Annotated in this window: 23 protein-coding genes and 1 pseudogene; 6 read left to right on the forward strand and 18 right to left on the reverse strand. The window is 42.8% G+C overall.

The window, feature by feature from the left end; all coding sequences use genetic code 11:
- Positions 1-21: 21 nt before the first annotated feature.
- From LPH68_RS04540 to LPH68_RS04560, 5 genes are all read left to right on the forward strand, one after another.
- Positions 22-1146, forward strand: coding sequence for a helix-turn-helix transcriptional regulator (locus tag LPH68_RS04540; protein ID WP_004318663.1), 1125 nt, complete (start codon positions 22-24; stop codon positions 1144-1146).
- Positions 1147-1492: 346 nt separating this feature from the next.
- The gene (locus LPH68_RS04545) at positions 1493-2698 is read left to right on the forward strand and encodes a hypothetical protein (protein ID WP_004308143.1); all 1206 of its coding nucleotides are present in this window, start codon (positions 1493-1495) and stop codon (positions 2696-2698) included.
- A 33-nt stretch (positions 2699-2731) separates the two neighbouring features.
- On the forward strand, positions 2732-3001 hold the full coding sequence (locus LPH68_RS04550; RefSeq protein ID WP_004318665.1) for a hypothetical protein: 270 nt from the start codon (positions 2732-2734) through the stop codon (positions 2999-3001).
- A 62-nt stretch (positions 3002-3063) separates the two neighbouring features.
- Positions 3064-3243 carry a transposase gene (locus LPH68_RS04555; RefSeq protein ID WP_224263081.1) on the forward strand — a complete coding sequence of 60 codons (180 nt, stop codon included), beginning with the start codon at positions 3064-3066 and terminating at the stop codon, positions 3241-3243.
- Between the two features lie 130 nt (positions 3244-3373).
- On the forward strand, positions 3374-4348 hold the full coding sequence (locus tag LPH68_RS04560) for a transposase (protein WP_224202418.1): 975 nt from the start codon (positions 3374-3376) through the stop codon (positions 4346-4348).
- Position 4349: 1 nt separating this feature from the next.
- Here LPH68_RS04560 and LPH68_RS04565 read toward each other — a convergent pair whose 3' ends face one another.
- The 8 genes from LPH68_RS04565 to LPH68_RS04600 form a co-directional block, all read right to left on the reverse strand.
- Positions 4350-6509: a BACON domain-containing protein gene (locus LPH68_RS04565; RefSeq protein ID WP_151923149.1), complete on the reverse strand. Its 2160-nt coding sequence runs from the start codon at positions 6507-6509 to the stop codon at positions 4350-4352.
- Positions 6510-6592: 83 nt separating this feature from the next.
- On the reverse strand, positions 6593-7483 hold the full coding sequence (locus LPH68_RS04570) for a hypothetical protein (protein WP_004308146.1): 891 nt from the start codon (positions 7481-7483) through the stop codon (positions 6593-6595).
- 54 nt (positions 7484-7537) lie between these two features.
- Entirely contained in the window at positions 7538-8044 is a 507-nt protein-coding gene (locus tag LPH68_RS04575) for a hypothetical protein (protein ID WP_004308147.1), read from the reverse strand.
- Positions 8045-8953, reverse strand: coding sequence for a fimbrial protein (locus LPH68_RS04580; protein ID WP_004308148.1), 909 nt, complete (start codon positions 8951-8953; stop codon positions 8045-8047).
- Positions 8954-9000: 47 nt separating this feature from the next.
- Positions 9001-9924, reverse strand: a complete 924-nt coding sequence (locus LPH68_RS04585; protein WP_004308149.1) for a FimB/Mfa2 family fimbrial subunit — start codon at positions 9922-9924, stop codon at positions 9001-9003.
- Positions 9925-10162: 238 nt separating this feature from the next.
- A complete protein-coding gene (locus tag LPH68_RS04590; RefSeq protein WP_004318672.1) occupies positions 10163-11323 on the reverse strand; it encodes a hypothetical protein in 1161 nt (386 codons plus the stop codon).
- Between the two features lie 108 nt (positions 11324-11431).
- The gene (locus tag LPH68_RS04595) at positions 11432-12190 is read right to left on the reverse strand and encodes a hypothetical protein (RefSeq protein ID WP_004308152.1); all 759 of its coding nucleotides are present in this window, start codon (positions 12188-12190) and stop codon (positions 11432-11434) included.
- Positions 12141-12839: a hypothetical protein gene (locus tag LPH68_RS04600; RefSeq protein ID WP_225680067.1), complete on the reverse strand. Its 699-nt coding sequence runs from the start codon at positions 12837-12839 to the stop codon at positions 12141-12143. The genes LPH68_RS04595 and LPH68_RS04600 overlap by 50 nt, the downstream gene beginning before the upstream one ends.
- 55 nt (positions 12840-12894) lie before the next feature.
- Between LPH68_RS04600 and LPH68_RS04605 the strand changes: the two genes are divergently transcribed.
- The gene (locus LPH68_RS04605) at positions 12895-13191 is read left to right on the forward strand and encodes a hypothetical protein (protein WP_225680069.1); all 297 of its coding nucleotides are present in this window, start codon (positions 12895-12897) and stop codon (positions 13189-13191) included.
- A gap of 7 nt (positions 13192-13198) precedes the next feature.
- On the opposite strand, the gene LPH68_RS04610 is transcribed toward LPH68_RS04605, so the two are convergent.
- From LPH68_RS04610 to LPH68_RS04655, 10 genes and pseudogenes are all read right to left on the reverse strand, one after another.
- Complete coding sequence (locus LPH68_RS04610) at positions 13199-13765, reverse strand: DUF3575 domain-containing protein (protein ID WP_004318675.1); 567 nt, start codon at positions 13763-13765, stop codon at positions 13199-13201.
- 581 nt (positions 13766-14346) lie between these two features.
- Complete coding sequence (locus LPH68_RS04615) at positions 14347-15999, reverse strand: lipopolysaccharide assembly protein LapB (RefSeq protein ID WP_149935639.1); 1653 nt, start codon at positions 15997-15999, stop codon at positions 14347-14349.
- A 236-nt stretch (positions 16000-16235) separates the two neighbouring features.
- Positions 16236-17423: a clostripain-related cysteine peptidase gene (locus LPH68_RS04620; RefSeq protein WP_008771494.1), complete on the reverse strand. Its 1188-nt coding sequence runs from the start codon at positions 17421-17423 to the stop codon at positions 16236-16238.
- Positions 17424-17822: 399 nt separating this feature from the next.
- Positions 17823-18839 (reverse strand): hypothetical protein, encoded by a 1017-nt coding sequence (locus LPH68_RS04625; protein WP_004313753.1) that lies wholly within the window; start codon positions 18837-18839, stop codon positions 17823-17825.
- Positions 18840-18874: 35 nt separating this feature from the next.
- Complete coding sequence (locus LPH68_RS04630) at positions 18875-21214, reverse strand: TonB-dependent receptor domain-containing protein (protein WP_004318683.1); 2340 nt, start codon at positions 21212-21214, stop codon at positions 18875-18877.
- A 73-nt stretch (positions 21215-21287) separates the two neighbouring features.
- Entirely contained in the window at positions 21288-21653 is a 366-nt protein-coding gene (locus LPH68_RS04635) for a hypothetical protein (RefSeq protein WP_008017067.1), read from the reverse strand.
- A 285-nt stretch (positions 21654-21938) separates the two neighbouring features.
- Positions 21939-22238 (reverse strand): annotated as a pseudogene (locus tag LPH68_RS04640) (hypothetical protein); the annotation flags it as partial.
- 204 nt (positions 22239-22442) lie between these two features.
- Positions 22443-23846: a hypothetical protein gene (locus LPH68_RS04645; protein WP_004318688.1), complete on the reverse strand. Its 1404-nt coding sequence runs from the start codon at positions 23844-23846 to the stop codon at positions 22443-22445.
- Complete coding sequence (locus LPH68_RS04650) at positions 23846-24283, reverse strand: copper resistance protein NlpE (RefSeq protein WP_004318689.1); 438 nt, start codon at positions 24281-24283, stop codon at positions 23846-23848. The genes LPH68_RS04645 and LPH68_RS04650 overlap by 1 nt, the downstream gene beginning before the upstream one ends.
- Positions 24284-24434: 151 nt before the next feature.
- Positions 24435-25019 (reverse strand): pilus assembly protein N-terminal domain-containing protein, encoded by a 585-nt coding sequence (locus tag LPH68_RS04655; protein WP_004318691.1) that lies wholly within the window; start codon positions 25017-25019, stop codon positions 24435-24437.
- Positions 25020-25069: the final 50 nt, after the last annotated feature.

Below are 25069 nucleotides of genomic sequence, written 5' to 3' on the forward strand. Positions count from 1 at the left end.
AAAATAGTTAGGCATAATAAAATGGAACCATCTATATACAGTTATTCACTTTGTATTGCGCTACCGTTGATGTTGTTCTTCGGCTTTTATTTTTTGTTGGCTCCAACCTCGGAAAAAGCCATTTTCAATAATTATCTGCGTTCCCGGCGAATTATGGGGGTAGCCATACTGTTACTTGCCGCCAACTATTCGGTACATTTCTTTTTTGGAATCAGGTTCAAGAATACCGATGCCGCCATCCTGATGAACCTGTCCACCTATTTTTTGTGCTACTGGTTGTTCAGTTCGGCCCTCACCACTCTGCTTGACCGCTTTTATATCACCAAACGTCGGTTACGGACGCATATCTGTCTATGGATACTGTTTTCCATCCTTTCCGGCATCGTTCTGCTGTTGTTACCAAAAGGTGGTTTACAGACAACGGTGATGTTTGCCTTGGCCGCATGGTTGGTTATCTATGGGCTGTTCTTGACCCGTAGGCTTCTCCGGGCCTATCACAGGGTCATCCGCATTTTCGATGACACCCGTGCGGACGACATCGGTGCCTATATCAAATGGCTTTCCATTTTCACCTACTGGGCTGTCACATTCGGGGTGGGATGCGGACTGCTGACATTCCTGCCTGATGAATACGTCTATATCTGGATTCTGTCATCGGTACCGTTTTACATTTATCTCTTCCTTTGCTATCTGAACTATCTGCTGTTTTACGAACAGGTGGAAAACGCGATGGAAGATGGCATGACTTCTGAAGAGGAAGACCTGTGTGACACCACAAACCGGGAACAGGCACAGAGGCAGGATACTCCTTTTTTCCATGCCGAAATAGCGAAAAAAATCAAAGGTTGTATCGATGCGGACGGTTATATCCGGCCCGGCCTTACCATAAAGGAGCTTTCAGATGTGCTTCATACCAACCGTACCTACCTGTCCGGGTACATCAAAACTACGTATGACATGTCGTTCCGCGATTGGATTATCGGACTTCGTATAGAATATGCGAAACGTCTGCTTGCGCGATATCCGAGGTTGACGGTTGCCGACATCTCCGAGAAATCCGGTTTTTTGTCACCAAGCCATTTTATAAGGCTGTTCAAGGAAAATGCGGGCTGTACCCCTAAATGGAGGAAAACAGAGGCGGAATAATACGGTGTGTTATGGATGGAGGAATAGCCCAAACGACAAAAAATAGCCTAAACTACAAAACTAAAATGTTCTAAACCACAAAGATGTGCGATTCTGACAATTGAGACAATTTTTATAGGCAAGAATCGGGCTGAATTTAAATCTTTTCGCTTATTTTGCACTTGTCGGTTGAGCCTGCGTCATCTCCAAAAAGAGTAAAACAGGGTTTTATGGGTGATTTTAACGTGTGTAAAAGAAAATGCTACCCAAATAACTTCAAATAAAGACAACTCTATTTCAAGCGGCAAATGAGTTCTACAGCTTGAATTTGAATAATACAAACAATAGGATTCTCCTTTAAAAAGTCATGAAAAAGATTCATTTACTTCATTACTTATTGTTGTGCTACATGGTTCTTGCGGTAGCTACATCGTGCGGCGATGACGAGGATGACTACGCCCCCGACAATGTAAATGATCCCGAGAAACTAACTGATCCTTTGCCTACTACCGACCAGTTAGGCGTAACACACAACAACACGCTTTATTACCTTTCGTTCTGGAGCAAAGAAGACCATATGATATCCGAGAACATGATAAACCGTTACAAGGAGGCGGTTCCTTATGCTCCGGGAAAGAAGATGGAGGTTGGCGACGCGTTCTTCTTTACCCGGCAGGACATTGACCGGATTCAGTCGGATACCGATTTGCTGGCTGACATCAAGGATATGTTCCATAAGCGGAGCATCGTGATGATGATGGAGGGAGGAACGAACGAGGATTTTAATACCGTCTGCACGTTGCTGGATTGCTATAATCCTTATGCGAAGGAAGATGAGTCTTATTCGGACGAACTGCCGCTGTGGGTATTTTCTGGACCGCTTCCGTCGGCGAGCGGATTCTATTCCAAGCTCAATGCGCTCAGTACTGCTACCGGAGCTGATGGCAAAGAATCTGTACAGACGATTAATGAATACGGGCAGGGATTTCATTGCGACATGACAAGTCAAAGTTTACAAAGAGCCCTGGAACCGAAAGCTCCGTCAAACGGTTCGTCGGATTTGAAAAACTTGATATCTGCCTATATCGTTATCGGTCAAAATAGCTATACCGCACCTCCTGTTCATGGACATGAAGGTAAAGGGACAACCGATAATTTTCAAGTAGAAGCTAAGATATGGACCGCTTATAGCAAAGACCGGAAAGAACATTTTTATTTGGTAAATCTGGGTTTTATAGCCTATGTAGAACCTTCTTTTTATGGAGAATGGCATACCAAGGTCAGTACTCTGAAAATGAAAGGGTATGGCTTTTGCCTGACTGACGTAAATTTGGAATTCGCTCCGGTTCACCCGAATGGTGCCATTATTCATGCACATTCCCCGCAAACTACGGAACGCCAGAGCTCTTATACCAGCAGTGTCTCTTTCGAGTTAGGAGGAAGTGTCAGTGTCACTGGACCAGAGATTTCAGGAGGAATAAGCATTTCCAATAGCCATACGGAAACAATAAATGATATTGAAGTTATCAATAGAACCAATCCGGCCCAAGGAAGCCCACAGCTTAGGTGGTAGTTTAATTTACGCGAACCTTCTTCACATTTTAATATGTTTTGTTACGCGTCGAGTGCTGTCAATGGAGGTGCTAAGGCCGGGATAACCACTTGTAGCTTGTCCACAGATTTTATTATTTCTGTACCTGATGGAGCTGACAACGAATGGAAAGTAAGCATGTATCCAACACTGAAAACATATTTCTTTAGTGACCTTTTTGGATTCCATGATCAATATGAAACGCTATTTGATGATGCGGCAGAAAGCTGGATTGGCATCGAAAAAGTTTTTAACTTGCCGACTGTCGATCTGAAAGATGAATGATTTGTTACGTTGATATTAATAATTTCTAAAGTTATTGGATTATGAGAAAAACATTCTTGGTGATGAGCAGGCTTATCGATTTATTTGTGGATATCTTGCCTATAGATGAGCTTGGGTTTAAACATGTCAAACTTCAATCAGAAGGGAGACCACCGTATAATCCTGCAACATTACTAAAATTGTATTTATATGGTTATAAGCACTCAATAAGATCATCAAGAAAGTTGGAACACTTCCTGTAAAGTAAATGTGGAATTATGGTGGCTATTAGGAGGCTTAATGCCCTCTTTTCGGACAATTGCTTATTAAAAAAAAAATAATGCGGAGGCTTTTAGAAAAGTCTTTAGGCAGTTTGTCCTTATGCTAAAGGATATGGGTCTGATAGAAGGCGAAACCATAGGTATAGATTCTTTCAAGATATTTGCCCAAAATAGTCTCAGAAACAATTATACACAAAAGAAGATAGACAGACATCTTGAATATATAGATAACCGTATTGAAGAATTTGAAGTAGCTTTAGATAAGACTGATAAAGAAGAAGAAAAAGAACTTCTTAAATCTAAGATTAAATTACAACAAGACAGGCGTAAGAAATACGAAACTCTTGATACGGAATTGAAGAATAGTAATGATACTCAAATAAGTCTAACAGACAAAGATTCAAGAGCATTAATGTTAACCAATAATGTATCAGGAGTTGAATATGCGGTTCAAGCAGCCTTTGATAGTAAACACAAATTATTGGTTCACTCTCATATTGGAGCATCAACTGATAAAAGAGAACTATCAACAGCGGCATTGACCGTCCAGGAACTACTACAATTAGATTCGTTCAACACACTTAGCGATGCCGGTTATACTAGCGGCGACCAACTACAAGCCTGTAAATATTCAGGAATATGTACTTATTCATCGCCTATGCCATCAACATCACCTAATTCGAATTCCATACCACTGGCTGAATTTCATTATATAAATGACGGAGATTATTATATCTGCCCTTGTGGAGAACAAATGACAACAACAGGGAAATGGAGAATCCGTCCCAATTATAGATCAAAAGTATATAAAACATCAGCTTGTGTAAATTGCTCAATAAGAGAAAAATGTACTCAAAATCAAAATGGCAGAGTAATAGAAAGAAGTGAATATCAAGATGTAATAGATGAAAATAACGCCAGAGTTATGAATCATCTGTTGCAAGGGCGCGCAGCAGACATTCGTAATGTCGCACAACTTCCGCCTCTTCACCGCCCTGACGGGAACTGCCACAGCCCCCCAAAAACAGTCCAAACAAAAAGACTAAAACAGTTGATCGTTTCATGGTGCTGTTTGTTTAATGGTTAAATTACTGGTCATGCACACAACGGACACTACCGCCCAGCAGATAATGATAACCATAATATTCATTAAACCCTGCAGGTAACCCGGCCGGACTATGAATGTCATTACCGGCACCATGCATTAAGGCCCATCTATTACGATTAACCCTATATGTGGGCGCTGTTTTTCCAGCTCCGATATCAGGATTCCAATATATTCCTGTATGTAATACAGAGGCAGGAGAATGTCGTTGAGGTGATGAATATATCATTGGAGTTTGTGTCCAGATAGCTAAAACGCCTTCTTCATATCCACCATCGGGGGCAGATATGGCTGGAAAAGACTTAGCTATTCCCGCACCGCTTTCTATCAATCGAGTAAATACAACAGGATAAGAGCCTGTTATAGACTGTATCAGATTAATAACCTCCCAAGCCGTAGGGAGTCGCCAGCCATCGGGGCAGGCACGTTGGGGAATACTGCCATAATAAATGGGTCCGACCATAGCTGGTGCCAAAGAATATGAACGAGGACGAGCAGCCATATTAGGACCTCCTTCCCTACTGGCGTCTATCATCCAACAAACACCACCATTACCCATACGGGTAGTCTGATAGTTACTGCCACCGATACGCATAAGTTTCATGGAATTTCCGAAACCACAAGCCGGTTGCTGGCTTACATGCAAACGATATTCCAATTCGTTAGCAGAATTTCCTGTTCGTATGGAAAGGACAGCACTACGCATATTCTGGGTAAAGTTCTTACTGTTTGCCGAAATAGTAACCGTGGCTGGTACTCCCGCTGTACCCGAGGTTTGGCTGAGTGAAATCCATGAAGGTTTTCCGGTTATTTGCCAATTGGTATTCTCTGTAGTTATATTTACGGGTAATGAAGCGACACTTATTTGGATATCACCGTCAAAAGCGAACACCCGTTTGTCCACCGTCAGCCGTTTGTTCCCTCGTACTATTACTTCTTCTTGTACCTCGTTCCACGGCACGATACGGCATTTAAGGGTATGGTTTCCTTTGAAAGCTTCCTCGGGAGTTTGGGCCGGCAACCCGTCCACACTTTCCACTTGTACTTTATATTCATGATTACGCAGAATATCCATCGGCACTCCCGAACCGTAGTCCTTGAAGTCGAGGCGGTAGTAACCGTCTACCGACGGCTTAGAGCCGGTGAGATACGGCTTCACGTGCATAACCAGACAAAGGTCGTCCAGCGCATTCCCGCCCGAGGGGCGGTTCTTGTTGTCCACCTCGCACAGGTAGAACGTCTTTTGTGAGCCGTTGAAAATACCGATATTCCCGGGTGACACATCGCTGTTCAATGAGGTGAATGTACCCCGTGTCTGCCGTGCCCCGACGGGTACGGTGGGAGTATTCACTTGCTTGCCCGTCACATTATAGTTGTCCGGTGCAATGCGTCCTTTTGCCCGGTAATTGTACAGCCGCAGATCGTTGTAATAATAGAAAAAGCCTTTTAGGTCGGATTCAAGAGGATTGATAAGCGTGAACTTAGCTACCGCACGTATCATCGTCACCTCTTGGGGAGCGCCAGAGGGAGAGAAACCTTCGCCCACCGCTTGGTTGGGAAGCTCGCCCCACATGGGTATGCCATTCGTAAAGTCGGGTGCGGCATCCGTTCCGACATCGAATGCCAGGCGGTTCATTACCCCCTCTTTCTGTTCTCCGAATGCAGCAGCAAGGGTATTCACCTGCTCACGGACATTGGCAAGCACCACGAGTGTCTGATGTTCGGGAGCTCCCATCAGCTGTACACGTACGGTTTGTGTGCCGATATCGTATGTACCCTGTGCACGGTAGAAGAATGTACCTTTCTTTATATTCGTAGGATCTGCAGGATCAACCTTGAATGAAAGTACATCTACAGTATTGATTCCATTTTCATCTATAGCACGTGTCAGCGGCGCACGCGTTTCGGAACTTTGCGAGGTGTTCATTTCAGCAGCCTGTTTTGAAGCACCGGTTTTAAAGTTCAGGTAAATAACGGCTGTATGTCCGTTCGCTTGCGGCACCGACTGCTCCGCATCATCACTGCAAGCGGTCGGAAGGAGCGCCGCCATTGCAATCCACAGCACAGCTGAGGCATGTCGCCTCCACAGATATGCCACACGGGTGAAACCGGATAAACCGGAAGTCTGAAATCCTATATTCATTTTTCTTCTTTTTTTAGTAATATATCTATTTTTTATATCAACTTTCTTACAAACTAAATTGCATCGGTCATATACCGTCTTACTTATTTATCGGCGAACAGACGAACGGAAAACCCGTGGTGTTTAACGTCTCTGTAGTTCGCGAACGCAGAGTACGAGTAGAAAGACACGTTCCAAGCATTGCCGAGGAGGCTGGGAAACTCCGTGCTCGACCAATACCGACCATATTCGCCTCGGGCTTCGAGCAAACCACTCGAAATGAACGTTGGGAAGGAGATATAACCGGCAGCCGGAAAAATACGAACGACAGCCTCGGAAGTATGGCTATCCCACCAAGAATCATTATTGATAGTGCTAATGTTTCCTGTAAATGCGCTGCCCAAGTAAACACAATCCACTTTCAATAGGGAAGTAAAGTCATGGTTGGCAAACGAACCCACGCGGGTGTAACGGTAAGCACAAACCATATTATTATCAGTAGCAAGAGGGAAATCGGATAGGGAAGAATCATCGATAGGATTACCGGTACCTTGTTTGAAACGCAGAGCGTAACAAACACCGTTACCCGAAGAGAAATAATCGTTGGCGAAAGTTTTTTTGATGCCACCGAACTCAATAGCCTCGTTGACATTAGAAGTATTAGTAGGGGAATCATATTGGGTATTACCGCTGTAGGAGAAAACGCCCGTCAACTCCCAGCGGGAAGGCAGGTGGTAACCATAACCGGGATGCCCCAGTTTAAAAAAGACATCATCAAAGAGCTTCTTGGCATTTGGATTGTAAGTATCATTATTCTCTCCTGTGAGCACGTACCAATTATAATAACCGGATTGGTCATTGCTATGGCTCGAAGCCCAATGAAGATTAGGGTCAGTCTGGGCTGCAGTGGGAGAAATACCCGGAGGAACGGAAGAAATGAAAGGAGAATTATAGATAGAGCCACCGGCGAGGTTATATTCGGCAACATAATCCAAAGGCGTACCGATCTGCTTAATATTGATTTTAGTATAAAGTCGTCCAGCCCGTATCTACAGATAACCATCCTTGAATCCCTTGCCATTCGTGATGGCCTGCAATTCCTCCGTAACCGGATTGGTGAGAGTGGCGCCAGCCGCCCCACTGTTTTGACTGGGTTTCAGCCATGAATTAGAAACTGAAATTGTTGTTCCGTCGGCATTATAGGCACCGACCTTCCACCCACTGGGGTAATTGGTGCGCACAGAAAATTTGTTCTGTGTGCTTGTGGCATCGTGCTTGCCTTGAAGTGTCATCGCCGTTCGGGTCACTGCCAAGAAATGCCCCGATTCATTGAACGTTATATCTGTGAATGCGTCTATCACGATGGGCACTACTACGATGTTATGGTTGGTAAAGTTGTCCGGGCTGGTTACAGCCTCGTTCAAAGTGGCAAACCCCGGCCCTTTCACTTCCTTGATGGTGAAAATATAGCGGTGGTTGCGCAGAATGGGCATGTATTTACCCTTTTCGTAAGGACTCGTGCCACCGCCCTTGATACCGTCCCATGTATAATCCATTCAGTAGTAGTATTCTCTTCCTTGATAGGCAAGATTTATAACTATACAAGGACGGCTGCCGCCGGAGATAGCCGACTGTTCATTCAAATAATAAGTGATGACATTCGGAGATGCGGTGTTTGCAGTTCCCTCAAGCGGGTGCCCGCCACTGACTGCTGGCTGCGATGTGGCAGGCAGTGTGGGAGTCATGTATCCCGACTGTGAAGCGGTGGTATTGTATGTAGCAAGATCTACCCAAACGCGTCCGTTGCCTACGGAATTGACGAAGTAAACCTTTCCCGCAGCTGTCGTGGCTCCCGAAGTTGTAGGATTGATGATATCCACCTTCGCCAGCATGCGGATAAGCGGTATTTCCTGCGCAATGGTTTGCGACACACCGGCTTTCAGTTCAAAGCCTCCCGCCGGGGCATGCTCGCCGTACATGGGTATGTATGTGCCCGTACCTTCTTGTCCGAACCTACCCACGACTTCCACTTGCTTAAGAGCATCATAGGTGGAACCGGCTGTTATATTTGCCAGTTCTGTTTGGGCATTAGCTATGAGAGCTATACGTTTGTATCTGCCCGCAATAACGGGCACAGAGAAGTATTTCGTATCCGAAGAGCCTGAAAGTGTATGCAACGAGCTGCCCAGAATATCATATTTCACCTTGACTTTCTCCGTACCGCCTTCATCGGCAAACATCAGTACGGTAATCTCTGTTATCCCTTTCTCGTCTACACCACGAGTATTCGCCGCCCGGAAATCGGGAATCCTGACAGAAAGTGTCACTTCGGCCGTCTCACCTTTGCCGGACACGGGCGGAACAGGAAGAATGAGTTCGTCTTGCCGGCACGAAAGTACGAGCGGCAGTAATAACAGGACCGACAGCAGGTTGCGGAACGGTATGATGATTGAACTACTTGGCATAATATATTGTTTTATGATTTGCATTTCATGATTGACCGGTGCGTTTTTTACACTCCTCCGGGTTTTACATTCTGATTTTCCCAATTCCTGATCGTTATTTTCGCATGACCGTTTGTAAAGGTAATCTCGATAGGAATGGTTACTTCAATATCTTCCTCCATCGGTATGTGGTAGCGGGCAATAAGCCCTGCCAACGAAATCGGGGGCACGATATGGTTTCCCGTGGTGGGATCGATAATTTCCACCATGCCGGGGGTATCGGCCTTGAAACGGGGGATGTCAGTCGTGGCATTAGCATGGCGGTTGGTGACATCATATGCTACGGCAGGCTGGAATGTCTTGTTCCGGCTTACGGACTGGAGACGCCATGTGCCCGAGGTTTCGTCGAACACCGGTCGCAAGGCTGACTCCATGCCCGTGATGTGTACCACAGGCTGCACGCTCACACCATCAAGGTGAAGACTTACACGGATAGTGCCGGGGCTGAAATTGACAGTATGGTCTCCAGTCTCGTGCTCACTGACCGTAAGTGGCGTGACAGCGAAAAGAAGCCGATCAAGCGTGGGGATGGAAGCGGAAGTCTCCGCATGCGGGTGTGAGGCGGAAAGGTTCCTTATGGTTTCTCCTTCGGAAAAGCCGCCGAGCTTGGTCTGTGCATCCGAAGCATTCGCCCAGAGCACGACAGTGTAGTTTCCCTGCGGCAGATACATCTCAACACCCTGCAAACGGTCAAGTTCACTCTTCTCCAGCGTCTGCATATGCTCAATACTGCCATCGGGACGGTACACACACAGCCTCACCCTCTGAACACGCTCTCCGAAAAGGTCAGCGGCAGAGCCGCGAGGCTTGTAGGTAAATCGTAACAGGGTATCCAGAGGGCAGCCCTCCAGGGACTCCCTGATGCACCTCGACAAGACTAAGGTTAAAATACCGGAAAGCATCAGGAAGCGTATAGCTTTATACAATTTCATGCGTAGTATCTTTTAGGTGAATAACTGTGGTTATGACTTTATATGAATATACGTGTTATGATTTAACAGGTTATAGAAATACAGGTCGTGAGGTCAGGGCAAAAGACACCCACGACCTGCTTACATTCCGCCGTGCGAGAGGAACTGGTGAACTAGTAAAATGAGCTAAAAATCTCCTCTACGCAAACGGACTTGTAAAAGAAACAAACAAATACAATATACCTTGATGGTATGACAGTTAGAGATTAGGCTTGACAGGAACGACCGTCCAGGCTTTTACCGTCACCTTCAACCAAACGCTGACAGCACTGGTATTAGGTATTGTGGAAAGGTTGCTCTCGTCAAATGTAAAGTCGGCTTTCGAGATAGTATAAATCTTTCCTTTTTCCAGTTCTACAATATTGCCACTGCCATCTTTGAATCCTCTCACGGTGATAAACTGGTCACCTGTGCCGAAATTCACGCTGCTGCCGGCCTTAGCAGCCAAATTACTCAACTTAAATACGAGCTGGAGTTGCTCGTTCGCGTCAGTACTGTTACCGTTAGGAACAACCTGATATGCCCAACGTTGCCCTGCAGTTGGCGGAATGACTTCCTTTGGGATACCTGTAGCAGCGACGGCAGACTGGTCAAAGAGTTTTCCAGCGTTAGCAGGGGTGTAAAGCCCCTGTCCTTGAGCATAGGCAGCAGGAGTAGCACCATATTGTACTTTCGTTCCCACAACGGTACCGGCCAGGTTGAACTTTTCAAAGAAGTTATTCACATAGATTCCTTCCAGCGTAAAACCATCCACCGCACTGGAGGCCGTAGTCGCCAGACCTTCGATTTCGACACGTGCCACGGCAGGACCGATTTCCACTTCGGCATACTTGTCACCGTCCGTTATTCCAGGGGCATAAGGCAGGGCCGGACTACCGGTAGTCCATGTCTGCAGGGGTTTGTCATCGCCGCTCAACACCACATCCGCAACTGCAGACTGGCTTGTGATTTCCAGTTGTACAGCTTTCAATGCAGCTACGGTTCCACCTGTAGGCAATGAAGTTCCGGCAGGAATATTACCACATACCGTTACAGTGGTAGCCGCCGCGGGTACATCCGTTATTTGGGTACCGGTAGTCAGATTCGCAATCGTGATGGGAGTGGTTGTAGTCGCGTTCACATATTTCAGAATGCTGGTCCCGTCATGGAAGTATACATGCAGATTACTTACCGTAGCAACCGTTCCCGAGGCTACAGGAGGCTCGGTCGATCTCGTCAGCGTCGGCAACTCCAGCTTCATGAATACGCTTCTCGCTTCCCCGTTCTTTACGTCAGGCACTTCGATGTCATCGTTACTGCACGCGGTGAATGCTGCAGCCATAGCAACCATTGTAAACACGCTTAACAAACTTTTTTTCATAATCATTGTAATTAAATTGTTAATAAAAAAATAAACACTAATAAAACACTTGTTAATATTTAATTCGTACTTATACTTTTTTTCCTGTTTTGTTCTTTCTACTTTTTACTATTTCCCTTCCGCTATCCTGTCCAGTTCCATACGGAGCCCGAAGAACTTGGGAATGAGGTCCGACAGTTCCGGATCCAGGGGAATACGCAGGACAAGATTGGGATTCATGCGGCAGGCCGCAAGCATATGTTCCACTGCTAAGTAATCATCGCCCTGCCGGGCGCTTACCACAGCATGCAGGTATTCCTTGCGGGAATCTACGGGTAACTGGTCTAAAAGAGCGGAAGCCTCTTTATGATAACCGAGCTGTGTCAGGCAAAGGGCGGTGTTATAGTCAGGCCGTTTTTCCAATATCGGCAAGGCTTGCCGGTATTGTCGCTCTGAAAGGAGCCGCAAGGCTTCGGCATACTCTTCTCCCTGCGGAGTATATACGGGACCGCTTGCCGCAAGAGAGTCTGTCTCCGCAGAAGCTATGACATATTGGTCCAGAGCGGAACGGTCAACCAGGTCGCTAAGCGAGGCCACAATGAAGAGCAGCGTGTCCGAGGCGGCAGGCCGCCATGTGCTGCGGTCGGTGGCTTCCACGATAGACTCTAGCCGCACACGGAGCTTTTTCATTCCATCGGTGACGGGCAGAGAATATACATAGTTGTAGATATAATCATGTCCGGAAACTGAATCCGAATTCTGGCGGACCATCACGGAGTCGATATAGGGGAAGGGAATCATACGCCGGCGGATTTCATCACGGTTACGGTCATTCATCTCATTTTCGGCAATCCGGTCGTAGAAATAACGGTGGCGGGAGATGTCCATCGAATCGGTGGCGGTGAGGACATAGTTGTGTATGTTGGACAGGCTGCGCCCCCCCGTTATAAAGGTCACGGAATTTCGAAGGTACACGATCGGCGGTAAGCTCGCGTTCCAGCCGGTACATCGGCCAAAAGGAGGCCGTACGATGATATTTACGGTCATAGGAGGCCCACAACCCGAGCGTGTCACGACCAGCCACATAGCGCCGTACGCTTTCTTCGATCCGCTTGCGTTCCAGGCGGTGACGGAGTGTCGCACGGTTGGCCTGCGTACGCGTGTTCCAGAAATTCTGGCGTTCAAGGGCAAGGCGTTTCCACTTCTCGTAGGCAAGCTGACGGTCGCGCTCCTTGCCGTAAAGTTCATAGAAGAACCTCTGCCGGCAGGCGATATCCTTATTGATGCCTTTACGGTCAAGATACACACTATCATAAGCCGAAGGATCGACAATTCCATTAAGAAACAGCCTGTACGCCTTATAGTCCGCTTCCTGCATGCGGGTAAAGGAAGAACCGGAAAGCACAACAGGTGGTAGCGGGAAGCCTGAACTGTCAGAGGTGCAGAGCATCGGGGTGAGTGTGACACGCCAGCAACTGTCAATCAGGAGGGAAGGGACATGGATATTGAATTCCAAACGCACGGAACCTTCCCGCATGGTGACCTGCTTGACGACCGTGCGTGCAGCGACGATGTCAACACCGCCCAGGTGTATGGTTTTCCATACGTCATCCGTACTGTCGGAGACCTCTTCGAACTCACCGGGAAGAGTGTCCGAAGAAGTGGTGAACCCCACCTGTTCGGCAAGCACTCCGGAAGGTGCGCTCTCCTCGTGGGGAAGAAAAATATTAGGACGGCCGGACTGCATAAACAGCCGCATAGTCCGCGGTTCGCGGGAAGTGGAACAGGACACGGCCAGTAACACTCCCGCGCAGAAAGCGGCGGCCGTTATGTGGGATTTGAGATACTTATTCATCATTCAACTTTTTATATCTTGTTTCAACAGATAAGATGGTTTCAGAAAAGATAAACCAGATTAACGGCGGTACGTGTGGGTGTCACATAGACACCGGAGCCCTTGCCGGTACGCTTACCGCAGTTCACGCAACGGTAACGTTCCCAGTCGGCCCAGACAACACCGAGACCCAGTTCGAACTCCAGATTCCAGCGACGCGAAAGGGGGCGCACCAGCCCCGCAGAAAGCCCGCCGCCGAAAGCTGTGCCTTCGTAACGGTAGCGATGTCCGAACAGACCACCCGCATTATATATGGAGAACACACCGTGGAGCCCGATAAAACAACCCCTTCCGTAAGTTTCGCGCATCCAATAACGCACACCAGGCTGGACTGTGAAGTTTTTAAGCTTGCCGTCATCCCAAAGACGGAAAGGATTGTACTGTACGGGAAGATGGGCGGACCAATGCGTGGAAAAAGCCATGGAACCCTCCACATTCAGATTCCCCGTACCTAAACCCACCAGATTGGTTCTGACAGAATAAAACTGCGCGGAAACCTTGTCTGAATACACAAGGCAGGCCAAGACACAGGCAAAACATAAAAAGTACTTTTTTCTATTCAAATTCATAATTCAAACTAGGATAACTCAAACTTTAAGTGGATAAACAAAACATGCACCCAAAGTAAACGGATGAAAAGCTGTGTCATCATAATAAGACTGTTCTTATTCTACGTGCAACCTGTAAAAATGAAGTATTTTAATGAACAAGAAACAGTTTTATATTATCACATCTGTTTTGTTTTTCCTGGTTGCAAAAGTAATAACACATAAATCACGAGTTACAAAATGAAACCACAAATCTAACGTCCGCATTGCATAAAACATTATAATACAAAAACATAAAGACTTCGTTCTTCTTATTTTTCTAACACGACGCTAACAGATGATTTACAACCTTAAAAAATATAGGGCAATCAATAAGTTTCTGACAATTGACTGGAATAGTAACAGATATTATAATGAAAGCATCTTCATACTTTCCGGACATACCTCCCAGGAGAATTAAACCTGTTATGGCTTACCTCCATGACAAAACCATTCTACAATTACATCATTCCGGTATTATGGCAAAAACAATCTGAACATATTCTAGATTTAATTACCGGATGATGCATTAGTCATTGGAACCTAGTATAAAGTTGAAATACCTATCCCAGAAGGCTTAAGAATAATTCTTTATTAGCTGTTTCCGTAGATTTAATACGTGATTTGAGCCGTGACTTGCGAGCGTATACATTAGCCACCGTATCCTTCATGAATAAGCTAATTACTTGCGGTGAAAATCCTACAAAAATATAGCATAATAACCTGGTGTCGGAAGCTTTCATAGTTGGAAAATCTTCCTTGAGCTTGTACATGGCATTGTCATGACAAGTGTTTACGATTTTTTCCAGTTCTTGCAGTATGCCATTGTTTTCTGCAAAATCTGTAATTATCTGCTTTACTTCATTAAATATGACTGACTGTTGCGATGTTGTATTTTCACGTTCATAGTAGGTCTTTCCAAGTTTATCGACAATGTCAAAGCGTGAAGCAGCCAATCCTCTTAAATAACTTTCCGTAGTCTGCTGTTCTTTCACGCGTTCAGTAAGAGCCTTGTACTCGGAATTGGCTTTCTCTGTCAATAACAAATAATGGTTGGTACGATCACGTTGCATGCGTAAACGTTGGCGGACGATATACCAGGCAATTCCAATAATAAAAAAGGTAGCGGCTGCTATAGCTATTTCCCAGACAGTCCGGTTTTTCATTCTGTATTGGGCGAATTTTGTTCGCTCTTTAAAATAGTCCCGCTCGACCATACCGGCGGAGAATTGCATGTTTGAGCGCATTATTGAATCGTTCAAGTAGATATAGCGATGTACATTGTCCGTTGCTTTTTCAAAATTTTTAGCCTGCGCTTCGATATGGTATGCAGTGTATTGTAGTTCTGCCATGTCGCAAATATCAGTAGTGTGCGCCTTTGCAAGCTCCAGATAATACCGTGCACTGTCTATATGATTCTTCAAAAGACTTACATCTGTCAATGTGTGATATCCATATACCGTATCCTGTCGGGCGGAAAGTTCGATTCGCTGTAACAGGTCATTGGATATATGCCGTTTGGATATCACATATAGTGATGCAAGATTAGTAAGGCTGACTTCTATCAGATTACTGTTATTATGTTCATCGGCCAAGTCAAGAGCCGCCGAATACAGCCTTATTGCTTTTTCTATATCTTTTGAGTGAAAAGTAGCGGCTGCCATGTCAAGGGTTGCCTTTGTCTCCTCCTGGATATCACCCGATTGGCGGAAATTATTTCTGGCTTCGTGGAAATAATGATATGCCCGGCTGTAGTTCATTTGTTTATAATATACTTCACCGATCTGTCTGTATAAAAGCCCTTTGTAATAAGATTCATCGGTATCTGTCAGTTTCTCTTCTATTTTGAGAAAAAGACGTAATGCTCCCGGTTTATCACCTGTGCGTAATTTAATTCTTCCCCAATAATATAGAGTTTTACACTGGTGACGTAAATCTTTGGGGTAATGTTTATAATATTGCCAAGCCTGGCGGATCAATGAATCGTCAGTAACTTTCATTTGTTTTTTTTCCAAAGCTTCGGAATAGAGCAATGCATATCTGGCCTGTTCAGCCCGGTTGCCTTCTGGTTTGAGTTTTTGTAGTATTGCTAATGCACTATCCGGGTTGTTCTGCATTAGCTTTTCAGCCTCACTAAGGCGAGGGGTCTGTTCCCTGTTATAACAACCTGTAAAATAGAGAATAGCTGATAGTCCAATTATAATTTTATATTTCATATTGCGAATATTAGGAGTAACAAACACATTTCGATGCGGAAAGCTTTTATTAGAAGAAATATAATTATTATTACATTCTTTGTATCTCAACAGAAACCATAAATACTTTTTTTGCATGATTCCCTGCATGATAGTTCTCAATTCCTATATATACCATTTCCAAAAACAGACAATAACCAAAAAGTTATAAAATATGCAGGCTTGGGAGTTTAGTATTCTTCATCTTATTATCAACTTTAATTATGCGCTGCTTTATACCATAATGTATTTTCTTTCAGCACAGTCATAGGATTGTCACTCGGATCGGATGTTGTTATACCGGAAAATGTATTGATAGGAATAATACCTTTGGCCATAGTGTAGAAATTTTTTGTATGGGTTTTATATGGAACAAGATGATTTAGCTGCTCTCTAAATTGGTTTAATAATATAGGATCGTTACAGAGTGAGGTTATATAATCTGCAAAATCATAAAATATTACAGGAGTATAACCATCTAAACGTTGGATTGTTCCCCTCAGGGATTTGTCAAAAGAATATTTACTATTGATACTTTTTATGATGGCTGCCATATTCTCCAGTTCTGAACAGTCCGTTACTGCTAATGTCCCACAAGGCATTATTTCATAGGTTGAATAAAAATTGTAAAATTCTTCACATCCCGATTGATAATCGGGATTCCCCAGTAAATATTCCCCAATAGCGGCATAAGGCATTCCGTATGCCATCATCTCACTGGTAGAACCAATCAAATATTTTGTAACATCCTTTAATTCATAGGCAACCTCTATAGATGACATATAACAGTCATCAAATAGAATATATTCCATTTTCATGCCTGCATTAGCAATACCGGAGGCTAGAGATTTTATATCTGTTTGGTATTCGGCGGTCAGTCCTCCAAAATAACGTGTCAATGGAACACCCTGATATTCCCAATGCATTTTCATGTGAGGTGCGGAACGCACTTTCATCTCATAAACAGGAAGCCATCCCATACCGTGACATCCTATAATCATGGTATAAACAGAAGCCGGAGCAAATGCCTTTACATCATTTAAAATTGCTGTTATCCCATCGATTGTCGTAAAAGGCGGAGACTTATATTTTTTAAGTATTTCACGTTTACATCTCCCGTGAGAAGACACAATTTCAAACATCATGGCCTCCGTACTACCGGTAGAAATAAAAACAATTACTTTCTCATTGTTCAGCCCTATTTTCGTTATACATTTTTCCAGGTCAGATATGTTATTATAAAAATAGTTCGTCAAATTTGAGGACCATGGCAAATACATGAATAATGTTTTCCGGTTGGCTTCTATCTTTTGATTTTCCTCCTTCTCGCATGAAGAAAAAAGTAAAATTCCTCCCAATAAAAAGATAATGCTAACCTTTACGTAGATTTTTTTCGTTGTTTTCATCCTGCAAATTGTCCAATAACTCATTATTACTTTTTTATTATAGCCTTCCATTGTAAAATCTCTATTTTATCTTAAATGTGAATTGTAAATAACCATTTCCTGATATTCATAGAATCAAATCCTCTTATAATCTTACAATATTATGACTCATTATCTCACAATATATTGAATATTCTAATAAACAGCATGAATTTAATCGTTTATAACACGAGATGATTTTCTTTTCAATGCCCTATGGCAGTTCTCATTGGAGGCACTGCCGAATGGCACTTGTTTCCGTTTCATTCTTGCAAAAAAAGATGAAACGGTTTAACAGGAACAACTGCCTGTTGAAACAATACCGGCACCAATGTCACAACAGGCAGTTTTATGGTTACTTATGGCAGTCCAAACCGATTTTCAAAGCCAAATCGCTCCGGCTTCCACATCCCCTGACTTATAAGTGTAAATTATAAACTCTTCAAGCGCTTCTTTCCATGTAAGATTGAAGGTTCCCATAATTGAATGTATGGCACGATTACTTTTTTCATCAAGCCCGTCTTCTTCCACCCCTTCGGGGTTCGTGTCTTCGTCTACCCCCACAGTCTCTTCACGGCTCCAGAACACCACTACCGGAATGTTTAGGTTGATATCCCATGTACCACGCTGGATCAATATTCCGGAAGGTTTATAGAACGGATCAAAAGTACCTGTTTCCGGATTGCCCTTGGATTTGTAGCCGTGATAAAGACGAATTTTCAGGTCGAATTCCTTACGGTCTTTCAAAAAACGGATAACTCCTTTCAAACCTATCGGGTTACTGTCTCCTGTTATTTCAGCTTCCTTGCTATGTTTGGTCTTGTCCCAGGGGGTAGTGTCCACATAAAGATAATCCACCAATTTCTGCGGTTCATTGTCATCGGCTTCCGGCTGACCGTCAAATGTGGGTTTTACATTTTCAGGCGTGAAGAAATGTTGATGAATATTATCCTGCCCGTTTTCTATAAACTGGCTGTTCATCAAATCTCCTTTGGCGTTATAGTAATAGATGAACATCAAATAAACGGGAGCCGGGGTGTATTTCCCATAAGTATAGTAGTCTCCATTTTTCTGCACGTAGAACTTGCTTTGACTGCCTTCGGCAAGCCTCCAACCCTTGCCGGCTTTCAGCTCATAAGTTATTTCCTGAATACGTTTCATGTGCTTGGCCGGAGATTCCGGATTCTGGTGAGGTCCACCGACTTTCTGTATTTCATTCCAGTCTGCATGCAGGTGACATTCCACAAGACGGATAGTCATTTTGGAAGGATCTTCATGCAATTTATTATCTGTCTCATTTTCAGGAATTACAGGATCTTTACTGCATGAATTGAACAACAACGAAAGAGCTGTTCCTATCAGGAACATCAATGCGATTTTACATACATTTGTTTTCATTTTTTATTTATTTGGTTAATAATAATTGTTATAAATCAAAAACTCCAGTTCACTACACAACGTACATCAGATCCCATGTCATGTGCATAGTAGCGTGAACGGTTAGTGTATTCTTTATATTCTTTGTTCAAGATATTGTCTGCCGCTATCATGAATTGTAGTTTGTATCCGTATTTTACAGGACACTCAAAGCTAGCAGCGAACCCCAAGAGGTGGTATGCCGGAGGGGTATAGGGAATAAGATCCGTATTCGAGTCAAACCGGGTCTGTTTTGCCACGAATCGATGTCTGATACTCAAACGTAATTTGGAATGCGATTTGGTTTCGTGAAGCCATGAGAGGTCATGGCTGAAACGGGAAGAGGGGATATAAGGAAGGTAATTTCCTGTCGTCTGTTCATTTGCCCGTATAAAAGAAGCAATCAGGTGATAATCCCATGAATTTATGGGCATGAAGTGAAAGTCAAAATCCATTCCGCGAAAGAAAGCCGGGGTCTGTTTGTATTGGAATACAGGGTATACCCCCGAAATAACAGTGATGGTTTCTTTCTTCGGTTCATCATAGATATAGCCGCTTATCCATTGCAGGTAACCGTCCATTCGGGCACTGAATACCTTATTGCTGTAACTGATGGAAGATATCCATTTATAGCTCCTTTCGGAGTGCATGGTAGAATCTCCTTTGACAAACATTCCGGATCCGAGTTCATTTCCGTTGCTATATAATTCATACACGTGAGGAGCTCTCCAGGCCAGCCCGAAATTAGTGGTGAGCTTCCATTGGTCAGAGAAATGATGATGACCTCCCAGACTGTATGATACGTTATTGAACTTTCTTGTTCCTCCATAGAGACTTCCTGTCCAGTCATAACCACTGGCACGGGTTTCCTGTCCGTCAAAACGAATACCTGCTTCAATTCCTCCTTTACTGTAATTATACTTCCCGATACCATATATTCCCATCTGTGTCTCCGTATAGTTGGGAATAACGGGAACAATACCTGTTCCTGCCTGACTGTGATTATCAATGAACATAATTTGTCCCCCAACCTCTGTTTGCCATGAATTATAATTCAATTTCCAGCAGAGAGAGTTTTGTAATGAGTTTAAGTGCAGGGAAACAGCTGGAATGTCGGAACCCAGACGCCGGATGCGGTTTTCCTGTCGGTCGTCCTTCTGCCAGGAACTTTGCCAGTAAAGATTTCCTGCGTTCCGCATACTGAACTTCATTTTACCAATGGCTGTCTGATGGGTAACTTTTTGATATGGGTATGCGATACTTCGCGTGAAAGGATCTGTGTACAGGGGACGTCCCAATCGGATACGTTCTGCCAGCAGATCTTCACTTCCCATCTGGGCACTGAACATTACTCCCGTCCGGTTGTAAAAGTGACTGTAGAATCCTTCTATTCTTAAACGTCCACGGTCATAGCCGAGTAAAGCGGAGGTATGATGTTCTCTGGCTCCAGTGTTATTTAGAAGATAGTTTGCGGTGGAACGGTCTCCGGAATTTGAATATGTCCCCTGTACTCGCCAGGCAAGGTCACGGAGAAAAGGGAAAGTGCCTTCCAACTGTCCGGTCAGCACATAACGGTGACCATTACTTCCATAAAGTATGGAAGTCTTTCCTTTCAAGGCCTTCTTCCGGAAGGGTAAGGGAGCCTGTTCCATGACAATAATTCCTCCCAAAGCTTCTGAACCATATCGTACCGCGTCAGAACCTTTTATCACCCGAATGGAAGCGTTTCCGTTCATATCCACTTCAGGAGCATGATCAACTCCCCATTGTTGGCCTGTCTGGCGGGAACCATTGTTTATGATTAATATCCGGTTGCCATACATTCCTTGGATGACAGGTTTGGCAACTGTCGTCCCCGTACTGATGGAACTTACGCCACTGACCTGTTCAAGCAGAGAGGTGAGAGAAGTTCCCAATGCGCGATTGATTGCGAAGGAAGTAAGGTTGTTGCTTACCGTATTCCGAGTCACTCCGGAGCACTCACCGGTAATAATGACTTCTTCCAGAATTTTTATCTCCGGATAAAGATATACTGTTTGAATATTCACCTTTTTGAATGCCTCACTCAAATATATATATTGAGATTTGTAGCCCAAACTCTGTACAAGAACTGTATCCTTGGAATTTGTCTTCCAAGGGATAATGATTCTTCCTCCGGTTGAACTGGCAAGGGGTTGATTCTCCAATAAGATGTAAGCTCCTTCAATCGGACGTCCGGTTTCCTTATCTACAACCAACAGTGTCCTATGTGTATCTGATTGCTGTCGGTATTTCTGTGCATACATCCTTGTAGGAGATATTGCACACAGCCAGACAATGAATAGACACACATATTGGAAATATGCATGAAATGTCATACTTTACGAAAATTGTAATGAAGTTATAAATTGTTTAAGATAACCAAAGGGCACAGCATCCCTCTTTCACATGTCATCTTATAATGCATGCAACCCATGAGAGGGATTGTAATAGTTGGACAGGAGGAGCGCGGAGAGACAATAGGGGAAAAGTAACAGTAATGTCCTTCTCCTTTTGGATAAGATATTCAACGGGGTTCTCTGTCTGAACGCAATTGTACTCAAAGCTCTCGGCTTCGGTAAATGAAGATAAAGTGAACAGGCAGATAGCACATTTATCGGCAGAATCATGATGGGAAGATTGTTGCTCATCATGAGATATACATAAATCTTCTTTGTGAACATGAAAGGCTTTCACAAAGAAGAAAGGCATCATAGTCAGCAACAATAAGCATGCCACTATGGCTCTGTATTTCCGCTTTTTTCTTGCATTATCCATTAGATTGTAAAGATAGCAGATTGCATAATTGTACGCAATACCTATAAATGATGATTTTACGATCAAGTACGATTAAATATATTGTCCCGATTATTTTGATATGGGAATCAAATAAATCGACACATCGTTACCGGCTGTATGATAACAGGCTATAATAAATCTTCCTATTTTTATTCCTGTTCATATTGGAGGGCCTGTGTAAGATGCCCCTAAAACCAAAATGATTCTTCTCCCAGAAAATATTCAGTAATGATCTCTTGATAAGTTTTGACCGATGAGCATTATTATTTTAAAATCAAGTACTTCGATTCTCATATAATTGTTTTTAAATTCGTTTAAAATTGAACGGTGTCCAATTGTTACGATAATACTTCAGTTCACGTTGATATTTCGAGGACGCAAAGTACGGCTCATTCCCAAAGCATAAGAGAAAGGATTGATGTCGAAATCGCGTTCAAATGTTCCGGTTACCATATTCTTTCTTTGCGGAAGTGTACCTGGAAAGTTTTGGTTACGCCAATTTCCTTGTACAGATATGCCAGCTTTTATCTTGTCTTCATTCCAATAGAAAGATTTTTTTATATTTATTGGTCGAGAGAGGCTACTACTACCCTCCTGAAGTTAGTAAACGGAATCATTTTTTACTTCCTCTTTTTTTCTTATTGTTGTGCATTAATAAATAAAGCTCTTGCAAGAAAAAAAAGGAATATTTTTGTCTTAGATATCATTGTGAATTTCAATTTAAATATAAACACAATATTGGACCGGATCAATTTGTCACAAATCATTTTATAACGAAGAAGGTATGTGTATGGACATATTAAAAAGAATAGCGTCACTCGTCAATACCAAATCATTAGCACCAATCATTTGAAAAACAATATACAAAAAACGCTTTCCGCCAATCTCCTTTAATTGGGCGGAGTTAAGTTCAAATCTTACATTATCCAAATATATATCCTTTACAGAAGAAAAGAGACCATTCAAGACGTTCTTGCTCCATTTATTCTTTTCCCATTGCAATGAATCATGATCCTTAATTACAAATTCCACATACTGTATCCATCTATCTATAGAATTGGAAAACTTATTTTTCACATCACCATAATTACTATTCTTAAGTTTATTTTTCACAAACTCATGCAAATCCGGTGTTGAGTAGGCTATCAACTCATTCTTCAATTCACTTAAGGGTTTAAAACCGGTGAATATTTTATCAAATTCTGCAAGCAACAAGCCACCATTACCCTTTGCATACATGCTTAAATGTAGTGTAAGCATGTTGCCTGTGTCGCTTTTTTCTTTCAGAGTTGTACTGATTTCCACAGCATACGCACTTTCATCATATGAAAAAATGTGACCATTAAATAGAGATGGATTTTCATATATCCCTCTCATATACTTCTGTTTTATAAAATCTGTATTTACAGTAACCTTTCCTTCATAATATTTATTCTTGTCAAACAGAAGTGATATTCTTTTTTTAGACCTACTATTATTGTACCTAAGATAGAAAGAAAGCTGATTTTGCTCATATTTTATATCTTCAAGAACCGTCTTCTCAAGATCTTCCAGAGTAAAAAGATATTTTTCTCCCCCTACATTTATAGAATAAAAGTCCACTAACCGGCCTAAATTCTCAATTGTAAACATGTTCACTTTATGTAATCTGTAAAAGCTATCAAAATCAAGCTTTGCATAATAATCAGCATTTGCTTTCCACTCAGCTTGTGCACCATTAACCATTTGATAATCGTCAGGTTTGCTCACAAAGCCGGTAAAAGTGAATTCATTCTTAAAAGGTGAACCATTTACCGTGCCTGTAACATATAGCACAAATGAGCCTTTTTGATAATCTTTCCTTTTCACTACAGCCTCAGTTATTTTTATCATTTTCCCGTTTATCTGCAGCGTCTCTTTCTGTGCTTCAACAAGTCCTAACGCAACATTTATATCTCTAGACATATCAAATCTAAAATAAGCTGCAACATCCTCTTTAGCCACAGCGGGAACTGATCCGGATTGTTCACTATGAGATTCTTCCTGTTGCCTGGGATGTCGATTCCGGGATTCAATCGGATCATTCTCACCACAAGCAACTAATAACATTATACAGACAAGAAATAATAGGCACCTTTTTATGTTAAAATTTCCTACCTTAAACAAATCACATGTCCTATCACACATAAACATTACTGTCTTTTCAATATATATTGTGCTGCGAGCCGCCCGCTATTGTTGAAGATTTCCGTACTGTCAGACAAGACCACTGCGTCGTCGAGAACTTTATAATATGTTTTGGCACCCGATGAAGGAGTAACCAGTTCAATGATGTTTTCGCCTATCATATTATATACACCGCTCTCTTCAAAAATACCATTCTCCTCACCCAGATACTCACTCCGCAAATCATAAGTTGCATCACTATTAATTTTCAATGTCGTTTTGATGCCACCACAGTCGGCACAAGGTAATATGCCTTCATAGGTGCCATAACAATCTTTGTTTTTGCTATCCACTACTCCGGCAGCACTATTTTCTTGTTGTTTATATTTCTTCCCAGATCCAACACAGCCTGATGTTACTATTATCATGGCTGCTACCAATAAATGCAATTTAATCAATTTCATAATTTAAAATATTTAACATATAATTTGAGGTTAATTATAACTCGCAAGATCATTATATACAAAGACTTATTGTAAATGCATAGCAGTATATAACGAAATTATCTTCGTCTCACTCGCTATGCATTACAATAAAATTAGAAAAAAAAGAAAACTATTTAACCGTCACATTGATAGTTCCCGTTTTCTTATCCTTATCTGTAACTGTAATAGTAGTTTTTCCTGCCTTAACTCCTCTTATGTTGACTTTATTTTCCTTGACTGATACCGTAGCAATATTGACATCTTTCGCAACGGCAGAATATGGCTGTGCACCACCTTTTACTGTTACTATACCATCTTTTCCAACACTCACAGTAATAGATTGTTTATCAAAATCCAGTCCTTTTGGAGTTTTTGGGGTCTCTTTTACAGTTCTTACAGTTACAGCAACTTTTCCTGTAACTCCCTTCCGGTCCGTAATAGTTATCATTGCTGAACCATCTTTTACACCGGTAATTACAATCGCATTTTTATCTGATTTCGCAACTGCGATTTTTGCATCACTTGATTTCGTCGTATATGGTGCAGTACCATTACTAACAGACACAGTAACCGTTTTACCAACTGCAACTTCTACTTTATTAGGACTGATTTTTAAATTGGGCTTATCATCATCCTTATCACATGATACCAATACAAAAGAAGTTAAGCAACAAATCACTAATGCCATCGATTTTAAAAAAGGTTTAGTTTTCATTTTTGATAAATTTAAATTAATAGATAAAATGCTAATGAGTACTCATAAAT

This window comes from Bacteroides sp. 1_1_30, assembly GCF_020982715.1.
GTDB classification, from domain to species: Bacteria; Bacteroidota; Bacteroidia; order Bacteroidales; family Bacteroidaceae; genus Bacteroides; species Bacteroides xylanisolvens.